The sequence below is a fragment of the Bacillus sp. MHSD_36 genome, from assembly GCF_030757775.1.
Classification (GTDB): domain Bacteria; phylum Bacillota; class Bacilli; order Bacillales; family Bacillaceae_G; genus Bacillus_A.
Genome location: NZ_JAVBIS010000002.1, coordinates 629,210 through 642,667, shown reverse-complemented (window position 1 = coordinate 642,667; position 13,458 = coordinate 629,210). Strand labels below are relative to the sequence as shown.

The window sequence follows — 13,458 nt, the reverse complement described above, 5'->3', positions numbered from 1 at the left end:
ACGTGATACATACATACGAAGAAGCGATAGGGTGGATTCATAGCCGATTGAAGTTCGGTATTAAACCAGGATTAGAAAGAATGAGATGGATGCTAGAAGAACTCGGAAATCCAGAACGTCACATAAAATGTGTTCATCTTGCTGGTACAAATGGAAAAGGTTCAACGTTAACATATATGCGTTACATGTTAGAAGACGCAAAGTATAAGGTAGGGACATTTACCTCTCCTTATATTGAAACATTTAATGAACGTATTAGTGTGAACGGCACACCAATTGCAGATGAAGAGATTACTGAACTTGTAAAGATGGTAAAGCCAATCGTTGAAAAACTAGATGAGACAGATTTAGGGGAAGCGACTGAGTTTGAAATTATTACTGTTATGGCAATTTGTTATTTCGGTAAAGTTAATTTCTGTGATGTTGTTTTATTTGAAACAGGGCTTGGAGGGCGCTTTGATTCTACGAATGTGATTCATCCTGTCCTCACGATTATTACAAATATCGGCCATGATCATATGCATATTTTAGGTAATACACTAGGAGAAATTGCATATGAAAAGGCGGGGATTATTAAGTCTGGTGTTCCGGTTATTACTGGTGTACAAGATGAGGAAGCATTGCAAGTCATTCAAAAGGTTGCAAAGGAAAAACATGCAAACGTATACGAGATGGACAACCATTTTACAGCTTTACATAAACAGTCTAGCGAAGATGGCGAACAGTTCGATTTCACTTGTCCTTTCGCCTCTTTTGAAGATGTACGAATCTCAATGAAGGGCAGTCATCAAGTAGGAAACGCAGCACTTGCACTGATGGCAATTATATATGTCAAAACATACTTATCATTTTTAATTGAGGAAGAAGAAATAAGAACTGGATTACAGGAAGCGTATTGGATTGGACGTTTTGAAAAACTGAAAAGTAATCCAGATGTTATTATAGATGGTGCTCATAACCCAGAAGGTATTGAAAGCCTTGTGAAAACGGTAGAATCACATTACAAAGGTAAAAATGTAATAGTTTTATTTACTGCCCTTGGTGATAAAGAGTTGCATAATATGGTAGGTCAATTAGAAACCATCGCCGATGAAATTATTTTTACAACATTCGCCTTTGATCGTGCTATTTCAGCTGACAAGCTTGCATCGTATTCCAAGAAAGAATCAAAGTTAGTTTTTGAAAATTGGAAAGAGGCAATTGATACGAAGATTGAAATGATTGGAGAAAATGATGTTTTTATCATAACGGGTTCTCTTTATTTCATTTCGGAAGTTCGAAAGTATATTCGAGAGAAAAACTAGATAGTCTTTGCTATCTAGTTTTTTTGTTCTACAAATGAAGTCAAATGCATACATATAAGATAAATATATAGGGTTATTTGGCGAATTCCTCTGACAAATATCTCGTTTTTTTGTGAAATGAATATGATATGATGCGGACAACGATAAGAGGTGAGGTGTGAGTGTATGGACAAGCAATCACGAACGATCTCAGTGAAAGTGAATGGAACAGAAGCGAAGTATGAGGAGAAGAAGAAAGATGAATTTGAATGGATGGTAGTAGAGAGTGAAAGACCGAAAAATGTTGTTCCGTTTCAAAAAGCGAAAGTAGCGTCTACGGAAAAAAAACGAAAGAAGTGGAGCAATACGTTAATTGCAATTGTTGCAACTGCAATTATTATTGGTACGGCGTTTGGGATGGGAATGCTACAGTTACTGAAAGGACAAGGTGCGACAGGAGGAAGCGAAGTAACAGCTTCGAAGCAGATCCGAAATGAAGAATCAAAGGCGGGTGGAACGGCAGAACAAACACCAGCACCAAAGGAGGAAAAACAAAAAGCACAGACAGGAACGTCATTAGATCCAATGAAATTATTTTTTGTTCAAGGAGGAATTTATTCTTCTGAAGAAAAAGGACAGGCCGCTCTTGAAGAGTGGAAAGGTAATGGAGGCGTTGCAGCTTTAAAACCGAGCGGTGATAAGTATGCATTAGTTGTTGGTATTGCTAACGATGAACAAGGTGTAAATCAATTAATGACGCAGTATAAAAATGATAATGTTTCCGTATTAAAAAAGGATTGGGATATAACAGATAAAGCGTTACTGAAAGATAATAAAGAAGTTGGGTCGTTTTTAACAAAAGTACAGCCATTATATACTCATTTAGCAAAATATGCTGCTAGCGTACAAGGTAGTGGGAAAAGTAATGCGAAAGATATAGGTGCGATTGAAAAAGAGTGGAAAGAAATAGAAAAAGAAGGGAAAACTATGAAGCAAGAAGAAACAAAGAAATTGTATATGTATACGTCAGTAGCTGTGCAAACAGTGAAGGATGGAAAAGGTGATAAGGAATCTTTGGCGAAATTAAATCAAGTTATTATTGATGGTATGCTTTCATATGAAAAAATTGTTTCACAAAAGGCGAAATGATAGGATAATGAAATGACGAGGGAAGAAGTATAGGTACTTCTTTCTTTTCTTTTGAATTTAGAGCAAAGTGCTTTCTCTATGACAGAAATATAATCGTATTTTAGTAAAGAAGTATTATTTTGTTTAGAGAAAATAATATTTCTTTCATTTGTGGACAAACTATTCCTTTGATACGATTGATGTAAATGATTCGGCTTCATGTGAGAAAGGAAGGAGAAAATATGAGAAAAATTATTTTAGCTTCAGGATCACCTCGCAGGAAGGAATTACTTGAGTTAGCGAATGTACCATTTGAAATCATTGTAAGTGAAGTAGAAGAAACGATTGGTGCATACTCATCGCCTTCTGATATTGTAATGTCCCTTGCTCTGCAAAAAGCATCTGCGGTAGCAGAAAATAACAGTGAGCATATTGTGTTAGGTGCGGACACAATTGTTACATATGAATCGCGTATTCTTGGAAAGCCTTCTAATGAGGCTGAGGCGAAAGCAATGTTACAATTATTATCAGGGAAAACACATGAAGTGTACACTGGTGTTGCAATTATAGCGAAAGACAAAACAGTCACTTTTTACGAGCGTACAGAAGTTACGTTTTGGGAATTAACAGAAGAGGAAATTGACGCATACGTTGCATCGAAAGAGCCTCTTGATAAAGCAGGAAGCTATGGAATTCAAGGCAAAGGGTCTATTTTTGTTCAACATATTCAAGGGGACTACTATAGTGTAGTCGGGTTACCGATTGCACGTCTTGTTCGGGAATTAAAACAATTTGATACTGATATAACCCATGCGTAAAATTGCATGGGATTTTCTTTGAGAGAACAAATAAAAGGGGTGGAGAAATGAACGGTATTCGTGATGTTGTTAAAGAAGAACAGCCACGGGAGCGTTTATTGTTAGAAGGAGCTGGAAGTTTATCGAATCGGGAGCTTCTTGCAGTGTTACTCAGAACAGGTTCTAAGGAAGAAACAGTTTTAAAGTTATCAGATAAAATTCTACATCACTTTGACGGTTTACGTATGTTGAAAGATGCAACGTTAGAGGAGCTTGTCAGTATACATGGTGTTGGGGTTGCGAAGGCAACCCAGCTTATAGCTGCATTTGAACTCGGTAGAAGAATGGTGCGTTTAGAATACCAAAATAGATATAGCATTAGAAGCCCAGAAGATTGCGCGAGTTATATGATGGAAGAAATGCGCTTTCTGCAGCAGGAGCATTTTGTATGTTTATATTTGAACACAAAAAATCAAGTTATACATAGGCAAACAATTTTCATTGGAAGCTTAAACACATCAATCGTACATCCAAGGGAAGTGTTTAAAGAAGCGTTCCGCCGAGCAGCAGCCTCTATCATATGTCTTCATAACCATCCCTCAGGAGACCCCTTATCCATAGTACTATAAATGATAGTAGTTAAAGTATTTTAGGAGGAGGATATAAGGGTATACTTCACTTTAAATAAAAATTAACAGTATTTATAATTTAAAGTAATTAAAGTATTTAAAGAGAAGGGGGGAGAATGATGAAGGTTCAAAAAATAAAAGTGGATAATAAGCCATATCCACTTTATTTATTGCTAGATGAGGAGTACCAGGTAATAGAACCAATAATGGATTTTATGAAATATTTGGATAATACCAGTAAGTCACCAAATACCATTAAAGCCTATTGCTATCATTTAAAGCTGCTATATGAGTTTATGGGACAAAGGGGAATTACTCTTAATGAAATTAGCTTTGAAAAATTAGCAGATTTCGTAGGTTGGTTGAGATATCCAACATCAGCAAAGGTGATTGATTTTCAACCAAAAGAGGCCATAAGAGAAGAAACAACAGTGAATACAATTCTAAATGCTGTTATGAGTTATTTGGAGTATTTAAGTAGATTGGGTGAGTTCAAGTCAATAAATGTATTTAAAGAAACAAGGGGGAGAAATTTCAAAGGCTTCTTACATCATATCAATAAGGGGAAATATCAAAGGAATGTCTTAAAATTAAGGGAAAAAAAGAAGAAGGTAAGAACATTAGCACCAGAGGAAGTTAAGCAAATTATTGAGGCGTGTCATACAAAAAGGGATAAATTAATTTTGATGCTTATGTATGAAGGTGGTCTAAGAATAGGGGAAGTGTTATCGTTACGGCTTGAAGATATTGCTACTTGGGATAATCAAATCCATTTGACTCCAAGAGATGTTAACTATAATGAAGCCTATATTAAATTGAGGAAGGAAAGAACAATTCATGTGAGTAAAGAGCTAATGGCACTTTATACAGATTATTTGGTACATGAGTATTTTGATGAGTTGGATCATGATTATGTATTTATTGCCTTAAAAGAAGCCTATTATGGCAAACCATTAAAATATCAAAGTGTTCTTGATTTAATTAGAAGAATAGTGAAAAGAACTGGTATTGAATTTACGGCGCATGTGTTGCGCCATACTCATGCGACTGAGCTAATAAGAGACGGGTGGGATGTAGCGCATGTTCAAAAAAGATTGGGTCATGCGAATGTTCAAACAACATTAAATACTTATGTTCACCTTTCAGATCAAGATATGAAAAATGAATTTAAAAAATATCTTAAGGGAAAGGAAAATAAAAAATGAATGATTCTAGTAAAAGAAAAATTATCAGTCAAAGTGAAATCAGCAAAAAAATAGCTGCAATGAATGAGGAGTTACAGGGATTTTGGGCTAATGATAGGTGGGATATAAGAGAATGTCCTGAACCTTCAGCCATTGAATTATGCAAAAATCCTTCTTTAAGAAATCGTTGGGTAAGGTTTGATCGTGTTGAAAATTTATGGCTAAGGACAGAATTGAAATATTTTTACTATTACCACTTGACTAATAAAGTTTGGAATGCAAAGACAGTTTGGATTAGAAAAGGTACAGTTATAAATAGAATGTTAGATTTCTTTGATTTAAAATACCCTGATATTAGCTCAATTACTGAAGTACCAATTGAGAGGGCAATGACAGAATACAGGTCATTTTTAATAACGAAAGGTGTTAGAATTACCACAACCAATTATAAGATTACTGCCAATCAGGAAAAAATAGCTATACAAGCTAATTCCTATTATGTTACTAACTTGAAGCAATTTATGGAGTTTTATGAGGATTATTACTTTGATGGGGAGGAGTGGGAAAAAGACGTTTGGGACAGACGTAAATTGCCACTTCCAGCTGATAAAGTTAACCCTACACAATATGAATATTTAATTTCCTTTAAGGAATTTCGTAATCCATATTTTAAAAGGCTTGCTAAACGATATGCGAAATTGATATTAAACACACTTAGTTATTCATATGTAATTGATACTGTAAGGAAAATTAGGGAATTTTTTCATTACCTAGATATAAATTATAAACAAATTCAGAGAATACACCAAATATCGAGAATAGAGATTGAAGGGTACTTAAGTGAAATTAATACTATGGGATTAAGTCCTGTAACAATAAATGGAAAAATTAATACTTTGGAGGTTTTTTTTAATACACTTACTAGACTAGAATGGGATGACGTTCCTTCAAGAGTGTTAATATTTAAAGAAGACTATCTAAAAGAACCAAAGGCAAAACCACGTTTTATAGATGAATATGTGCTAGAGCAATTGAACAGTCATCTTGATAAATTGCCTGAATATATAGCCACGATGACTATGATAGTTCAAGAATGTGGGATGAGGGTAAGCGAATTATGTACCTTGAAAAAAGGTTGTTTATTAGAGGACAAAGATAGGGATTACTTTTTAAAGTATTATCAATGGAAAATGAAGAAGGAACATATCATTCCCGTTTCAAAAGAGGTAGCTGTATTAATTAAAATACGAGAGGACAAAGTTTCAAAGGAATTTCCTGATAGTGAATATCTTTTTCCTAGAAGTAATGGTTCTCCGTTGAAACAAGATACTTTTAGGCGAGAATTAAATCAATTAGCTTTTGATAATAATATCGTTGATAAAGAAGGAAATATTTTTCGATTCCAAGCTCATGCGTTTCGTCATACAGTAGGTACAAAAATGATTAACAACGGAGTGCCACAGCATATTGTACAGAAGTTTTTGGGCCATGAAAGCCCCGAGATGACAAGTAGATACGCTCATATCTTTGATGAAACCCTCAAAAATGAATTTGCAAAATTCAGAGAAAAGATGGTTACTAATAATGGTAATGTAATTGATTTGGATAATGACAATGAAGCCGATGATGTTACTCTTCAATGGTTCAAGAAAAATATAAATGCTCAAGTACTTCCTAATGGTTATTGTAGGTTACCAGTAATAGCGGGCTCTTGTCCTCACGCTAATGCGTGTTTAGATTGTACACATTTCTGTACTAGTAAACAATTCTTACCACAGCACCAGGAGCATTTAAAGCTTACAGAGGATTTGTTAGCTACTGCTAAGGACAAACAGTGGCAAAGGCAAATAGAAACTAATAGTCGCGTAAAAGAACGCTTAGAGCAAATAATAGGTAGCTTAAAGGAGTAAGTGATTAAGATGGGGAAACAAGTACGAAATACTGAGGAAATTGTGCGTTTGGCGAAACTAAAGACCAATCGAACTAGGGAAGGTGTAGAAAAAGCTATCTCTAAGTTATCATTAGAAGGGAAGGTTATAAATTTTAATTCTGTAGCTAAAGAAGCAAATGTTTCTAAATCATGGCTTTACAAGGAACAAGATATTAGAAAAAGGATTGAATCACTTCGTAAGCAACAGCAAAATCACTCAAGTACTAGGTCTATGGTCAAAAAAAGCTCCCGATCTGAAGAAGTATTAATTAAAACTTTAAAAATGAGAACTAAGGAATTAGAAGTCGAAAACAAAAAATTGAAGAATCAAATTCAAAAACTATATGGAGAATTGTACAATAAAGAATAGTTTAATATAATTATTGTTTATGTTGTGGAAATGAAAAAGCAAATCTTTAAGGAAATAAACATAAAAAGAAGCCGCTCTTATAAGCGGTTTCTTTTTGTGTTTATTTTAACGTTGCTAACATATCGTCTAACAATTACTCTTTGATATGTAAAAAAGCTTTTATTTCTTTTTCTTAGCAACTAGTAGAACAATTGGTACAATTACGGCAGTAAGTATTCCCCCGATTTTTCCTGTTAAATTGCCTATTTTTGCTTTACAGTAAGTACAGAAATGGGCATCCTTAGTTAATGGTCTTCCACACTTTTTACAGTTATTCAAAATTTGCTCCCTCCTCTTTTAACAACAATTGTTCTCCTGTAACTTCTATTTCTATATATTTTGAATTTAATTTACGAATATGGAAATCAATCATTTCTATAATCTTCTCGGGAGTTTTGTACCACGAGTCTTGATTCTCGGAGTTGGGGTTATATGGCAAAAATTCAACTGCTTTCCTCATTTTATCCGAATATTCCATGATACACTCTTTTAAAGGTTGGAAAGATTCTCGTAATGCGTTGACTTCCCCCAACTCTTCATAAACTAAAGCAATATAATTTGAAGATTTTATTATATTATCAAATATTAACTGTGTTTCAAGGAACTTAGTTTCAATTTCATTTATATCAATTTTATTAATTATTGAATAGCAGAATTGCTTAAAAGAAGATTGGGGTAACTTATTTATAAATTCAGTTTTGCTCTCCAAAGATTCAATTAGTTGCCTGCGCCCTTTATTCAATTCGGATACAGCTTGAGTGAGCAATTGATTTCTTACGGTTATATCATTAACTAGTAACGCTTGTTTATATGTGTCTACAGCACCTTTAATTATACCCATACGATCAGTGAGTTGGCCTTGTAACACATCTGCTACTTGTTTGTTAAGCAATTCTAATTGCTCTAAAACTGCAGCCATTGTTGATTGAAGGGCTATATTATTTACATTACTAAAATTGGTAGGATCAGTTTCTTCTAACCTTGCCTGACATATAAATGAACCTTTCTGGTCTTTTATAGTAGGTAGCTGCATCCCAGTTTTATCGAAATTCCATTCTGCACTCCCATCTTCTAATCTCTTACTAATATCATTAGGGATTATCACTCTATAGAAGCCATCTTTTTCTATAGCCCTTTGGGCCTCATTAAAGGACGTCACTTTCTTAAAACCATTTATAATACGATTCAAATTAATATCGTATCGTTGACTCAGTTGTTTTTTAGATAATTCAAAAGTGTCGTCCGTAGAGGATTTAAAAGTAATCTTATTTTGAACATTATAAGTTTGTTCATTATTCATTTTATACCTCACCACAAATTAGAATTCTTTAGATCACACTGCTTTAAATCTATGTTTTTTTCAATAAATTGTATTTTAATTTTAGCATTTCTACAAATAAATATGTTTAGAAGTTTTATAATTAATGGAAATCAAATGAAACATCTTTATAAACATCTTTATAAATATCCCATTTAGTAAAAATAGTGTATAATTTTATTAACGTGTGGCTAGATTTTTTCGCTTGTGTTTCGCAAGTGTTGACAATAATGGTGGAAGCATTCGCTTCTCCGATTCTAATCATCTGCATGGAGGTATATTTTAAGGTAAACTCGCCGCCTCCGCCTAATGAGTAGCCACACGTTTATTTATGAAGGAGTTTTGTATGATGGAATTTCACGATATAAAAACACGAAACGATCTTGCTGATTTTCTGGAAATTCCCAGAAAAAAGCTTAGTTATCTATTGTATAAAAAGGACATTAATACTTTGTACTCTTCGTTTGAAATAGATAAAAAAAATGGTGGTGTTCGAAAAATTAATGCCCCATTAGCAGAACTCAAAGATATTCAAAGAAAACTTTCAGCGGCATTGTATAAGCATAAGAAAAAAAAACAGGGTATAAAAAATAATCTCTCTCATGCATTTGAAAAAGAAAAAAGCATCATAACCAATGCAAAGATTCATCGGAATAAAAAATTGGTTTTGAATATTGATTTGGAAAACTTTTTTGGAAGTTTTCATTTTGGTCGTGTAAGAGGGTTTTTTAATAAGAATAATAATTTCTTATTATCTATTGAAGTAGCTACAGTTATTGCGCAATTAACATGTTACAAAGGAAAACTGCCGCAAGGTGCGCCAACTTCTCCAATTATTACAAACTTAATTTGTGAGATACTTGACCAAAGATTGTTGAAAATTTCTAAAAAATACAAGTTAGATTATACGCGTTACGCAGATGATTTGACATTTTCTACTAATGATAAAAATTTTTTGGATCTACAAACGGAATTTTATGAATTATTATCAAGTGAGTTAAAACGGGCTGGGTTTAAAATTAATGAAAAGAAGAAAAGATTACAACTTAGGGATTCAAGACAGGTGGTAACTGGACTTGTTGTAAATAAGAAAATCAATGTTAATAGAGTTTTTTACAAAGAGACTAGGGCAATGGCTCATCAACTCTATAAAGAAGGAAAGTTTGAGATTAATGGTAAAATTGCTACTGTTAATCAATTAGAAGGAAGATTTGCCTTTATAAATCAATTAACTAGGTACAATAATAAAATAGATGGTGACAAACATAACTTTAATATTTTGAGTTCGAGAGAACGTCAATATCAAAAGTTTCTTTTTTATAAATACTTTTATGCTAATCCAAAGCCAGTAATTGTGACGGAAGGTAAAACAGATATTGCTTATTTAAAAGCTGCTTTAAAAAATCTCTATCACGATTATCCGAATTTAATTACAAAAAATAGTGATGGATCATTTGAATTTAAAGTATCTTTTCTAAATAAAACTAAGAGATTAGCATACTTTCTGGGGATTTTTCAGGATGGGGGGAGTGCACTAAATAATATATATACTTTCTTTGATGCTAAGCCCAAGAAACTCACTCCTAGTTACTTGAGTTATTTTAAGAAGATAAGCAACACTTTACCTAAGAATCCCGTAATTTTAATGTTCGACAATGAGATTAAGAGTGGGAAGAGTAAACCTATAGGTAATTTTATTAACCATGCAAAGCTTGATGGTAAAAAACAGGGTATCTTGTTAGAGCAAGACATGGTTAATATTATTGACAATTTATACCTTTTAACTGTACCGTTAATTGATGGAAAGCCCGAGTGCGATATAGAAGATTTGTTTGAAAAATCTACCCTTTCGCAAAAAATTGATGGAAGAGAATTTTGTAAAAAGGACAAGTATGATTACTCGAAGTACTATGGAAAAGAAATTTTCTCTAAGTATATTTTAGATAACTACACTGATATAAACTTTAATAGATTTAGAGCGGTCTTAAATAACATAAACAATATAATGGAAATATACACAAAGGGACTTGTTGATACGGGGGGGAATCCTGAAGCAAAAAGTTTAGATAAGAGTAGTGGGAGCAAAGTTCCTTTAGGAGTCTAAAAGTAGTGAGGTTATCACTACTCAAAAACATAAATCTAATTTGTGAAATTAAAAAATTAATCACTAACAGGTGCTTTAATTGAATAAGGTTCGTATCTCAATAATAAAAAAACTCGCCGATACTATGGCGAGTTTTTCTTTTTTAATTTGAAATAGAAGGTTTTTATGAACATTTGAATTTTGTTATGTTGTGGGTCTACTATATGACTGGAATATGAGTGAATGAAGGTACTGCTTTGTGTTGAAATGATAATGATATGAAAAATAAACGTTTGCGTGTTTATCATATGTTAATAGTGAAAACGAGAAGTGAATAGAAAAGAAATTCATATAAGAAAACGGAAGATGGAAAGAGAATTATTGCTCTTGACGATGACACAATAAATAAAAAATGTGTACGTTAGAAAAATTATTCCACATTTTAATGTAAAATTAAAATGTGGAATATAAGGCTGCTAAAAAATGATGTTTATTAGGAGGTTGGAGTGATGATAGTTATTGAAAAGATTGATGGAATTGAAGAAGATGTTATAGAGGAAATGAAAGAAAGTTTAGAAAAGTTAATTATTGAGAGGTTCTCTAAAATTTTAAATTTATCTAGGTTAGATCTTTTATATTTCCCTAATGATTTTGATAAAGCTGTACTGGAATTTCAGATTGAGCAAGGTGTATCGGAAAGAGGTTTAACAAATAATGCTATGGGAACTGCATTCGGAAAAACAATGGAAGTCGAAGTAAATGGAGAACTGAAAGATAGAATTTTTCTTCGTAAAGAACTTCTATTGCACCTCTTTTTCGGAGATGTAAATACCCAAATGTTATCTTTGAATACGATACATCATGAATTATGCCATGTTCATGATAATAATGATCTAGCGAATATGGAGGAGTTTCAAGCGGAATTAGATATAGAATCCAATACTATTTATAGTGTATTAAATGTACATGCAATGAACCTATTCAGCGAATATATCGTTCCTAAGATGGCTGTTACTACTAAAGATCCAAATAATATTATAGATAAGGATTTTTTTACATATATAATAAGCTACACTCAAAAAGAAGTGAAAAAAGATATTGAAAAGTATCTAGATGGAGAGATAGATACTTTAAATTTTTTCAGGGAACTTCAATTAAAAACAAGTCATTTATTAAAGGTGTTTTCAACCACTATAGGTGAGCTGGATGGTATTACAAAAGAAACAGCGTTAATTAACGAACAACAATTAGATAGTTTTATAAGTAATTATCAAATAAGTGATTGTTGGTTTTCATTAAAAGCCGCACTTAGAAAGTTAAACGAAACTTATCCTAATTGGAAACAAGTTGCAGATATAGAACCATTAAAGGATTGTATCTTAAAAACATGGAATACATATGGTGTATATCCAGATGAATATGGAATTAGAATCCTGAAAGATTAACTATTATAAGTAGGTTGCTCTACAGTAGACAATTATTTATTATACTTGATACCTAACACTTCTTACAGTACGTTTCTATTGCCTTTTCCAGGGTGGCAAAAAATTGGTTATTCACCTTGGAATGTTACTATTAGTAAGGACCTTGCTAGTTCATTCATTTTTGCAGAGAACTGGCAGACGAAAGATATGGAAGTAGAATGGAGCTCCAGGCCCTAATGATTGGAATAGGATAGGTACCAGGTAGTTTTGCATGTGCTAATAATAAACCTTTTTATAAAAATAGTATAATGCTTCACAAAGTAGGAATCCGTTTAAACCAAGTTTTTTATGGATTCCTTTTGTCTACTATCAAATAAGGGGCTGTAAGACAATTCTGATTAAACTTTATTCCAAACCAATATTTATTTCTGTACTAAAATAAATTAAGAGAGGAAGATTCCATGTTAAATAAAATAAGGGATATAGAAATTGCTCTTGAAAATAAGAGTTACTTATCAGCTTTGGCACTGTCTTTAACTTTACCTGATATTTGCGGGGAAATTGAATATCCGCATATTAAACACAAAAATGGAAGAAGAAATGTGGGCAAACAGTATGAAAGATGGTTTGATGATTGGGTGAATCAATATTATGCAGACTGTACAGGTTGGACAAATGATTATGCTAAAGCGAAAAATCCTTATTTTACAGGAGAAATGTGTTATTCTTTACGTTGTTCTTTTTTACACGCTGGAAATTTGGATATAAAAGAATGGGGTGAAAAAGAAGACGATGATTATTGTTATTCTTACGAATTTAAACTTGGCGTAAGTGGAGCAGATTCATTTGGTTCATCTTACTCAGACCAAATTCAAAATAACTTCAAAGTTAAAAAACTAGAAACAGTTACAATAAATATTGATAAATTGTGTAAGTACATTTGTTTATCTGCTGAAAGGTATTATCGAGAAAAAGGCTCTAATTATTTCGAAGAGCATAATATTCACTTAATTGACTTTAGTAGGGGCTTTCCCCAATGAAAAGGTAGGGTTTAAAAATAACTTTGGTATGGTTTGGTGACTTTGCCTTTTGTAGGGCTGGCATTAATTCTTTAAATACTAGATAATTTATTTTTTACCAAAAATCCTACCAAGTTAACTTGTATAGTTGGAAAAACTATAATATTTTATTTTATTTTCTTGTAACATTCAGATTAGAAATTAATTTTCTCCTAGTTGTATCATTTTTTCTGACTGTAACTACATTTTTAATT

Annotated in this window: 12 protein-coding genes and 1 pseudogene; 11 read left to right on the top strand and 2 right to left on the bottom strand. The window is 32.7% G+C overall.

The annotated features are described in order from the left end of the window. Nucleotides 1–2 precede the first annotated feature (2 nt). From Q9B79_RS11450 to Q9B79_RS11420, 7 genes are all read left to right on the top strand, one after another. On the top strand, nucleotides 3–1,304 hold the full coding sequence (locus Q9B79_RS11450; protein WP_306184183.1) for a bifunctional folylpolyglutamate synthase/dihydrofolate synthase: 1,302 nt from the start codon (nucleotides 3–5) through the stop codon (nucleotides 1,302–1,304). A 165-nt stretch (nucleotides 1,305–1,469) separates the two neighbouring features. Beyond that, nucleotides 1,470–2,432 (top strand): stage II sporulation protein B, encoded by a 963-nt coding sequence (locus Q9B79_RS11445; RefSeq protein ID WP_306184181.1) that lies wholly within the window; start codon nucleotides 1,470–1,472, stop codon nucleotides 2,430–2,432. Between the two features lie 221 nt (nucleotides 2,433–2,653). Next, complete coding sequence (locus Q9B79_RS11440; RefSeq protein ID WP_306184179.1) at nucleotides 2,654–3,229, top strand: Maf family protein; 576 nt, start codon at nucleotides 2,654–2,656, stop codon at nucleotides 3,227–3,229. Nucleotides 3,230–3,276: 47 nt separating this feature from the next. Next, nucleotides 3,277–3,837, top strand: a complete 561-nt coding sequence (gene radC / locus Q9B79_RS11435; protein ID WP_306184177.1) for a RadC family protein — start codon at nucleotides 3,277–3,279, stop codon at nucleotides 3,835–3,837. A 119-nt stretch (nucleotides 3,838–3,956) separates the two neighbouring features. After that, entirely contained in the window at nucleotides 3,957–5,042 is a 1,086-nt protein-coding gene (locus Q9B79_RS11430) for a tyrosine-type recombinase/integrase (RefSeq protein WP_306184175.1), read from the top strand. After that, the gene (locus Q9B79_RS11425) at nucleotides 5,039–6,931 is read left to right on the top strand and encodes a tyrosine-type recombinase/integrase (RefSeq protein WP_306184173.1); all 1,893 of its coding nucleotides are present in this window, start codon (nucleotides 5,039–5,041) and stop codon (nucleotides 6,929–6,931) included. Before Q9B79_RS11430 ends, Q9B79_RS11425 begins: the two co-directional genes overlap by 4 nt. Before the next feature lie 9 nt (nucleotides 6,932–6,940). Beyond that, nucleotides 6,941–7,321, top strand: a complete 381-nt coding sequence (locus Q9B79_RS11420) for a DUF6262 family protein (protein ID WP_306184171.1) — start codon at nucleotides 6,941–6,943, stop codon at nucleotides 7,319–7,321. Between the two features lie 159 nt (nucleotides 7,322–7,480). On the opposite strand, the gene Q9B79_RS11415 is transcribed toward Q9B79_RS11420, so the two are convergent. Together Q9B79_RS11415 and Q9B79_RS11410 are read right to left on the bottom strand one after the other, a co-directional pair. Beyond that, nucleotides 7,481–7,639 carry a hypothetical protein gene (locus tag Q9B79_RS11415; RefSeq protein ID WP_306184169.1) on the bottom strand — a complete coding sequence of 53 codons (159 nt, stop codon included), beginning with the start codon at nucleotides 7,637–7,639 and terminating at the stop codon, nucleotides 7,481–7,483. After that, entirely contained in the window at nucleotides 7,632–8,660 is a 1,029-nt protein-coding gene (locus Q9B79_RS11410; RefSeq protein ID WP_306184167.1) for a hypothetical protein, read from the bottom strand. Before Q9B79_RS11410 ends, Q9B79_RS11415 begins: the two co-directional genes overlap by 8 nt. 367 nt (nucleotides 8,661–9,027) lie before the next feature. Here Q9B79_RS11410 and Q9B79_RS11405 point away from each other — a divergent pair, with 367 nt between their 5' ends. The 4 genes and pseudogenes from Q9B79_RS11405 to Q9B79_RS11390 all read left to right on the top strand — a co-directional run bounded on the left by Q9B79_RS11405 (nucleotide 9,028) and on the right by Q9B79_RS11390 (nucleotide 13,225). Then, nucleotides 9,028–10,782 carry a retron Ec67 family RNA-directed DNA polymerase/endonuclease gene (locus Q9B79_RS11405; protein ID WP_306184164.1) on the top strand — a complete coding sequence of 585 codons (1,755 nt, stop codon included), beginning with the start codon at nucleotides 9,028–9,030 and terminating at the stop codon, nucleotides 10,780–10,782. Nucleotides 10,783–10,934: 152 nt separating this feature from the next. Then, nucleotides 10,935–11,165 (top strand): annotated as a pseudogene (locus tag Q9B79_RS11400) (site-specific integrase); the annotation flags it as partial. Between the two features lie 105 nt (nucleotides 11,166–11,270). After that, nucleotides 11,271–12,206: a hypothetical protein gene (locus tag Q9B79_RS11395; RefSeq protein WP_306184162.1), complete on the top strand. Its 936-nt coding sequence runs from the start codon at nucleotides 11,271–11,273 to the stop codon at nucleotides 12,204–12,206. A 440-nt stretch (nucleotides 12,207–12,646) separates the two neighbouring features. Continuing rightward, nucleotides 12,647–13,225, top strand: coding sequence for a hypothetical protein (locus Q9B79_RS11390; RefSeq protein WP_306184160.1), 579 nt, complete (start codon nucleotides 12,647–12,649; stop codon nucleotides 13,223–13,225). The last annotated feature ends 233 nt before the right edge of the window (nucleotides 13,226–13,458 follow it).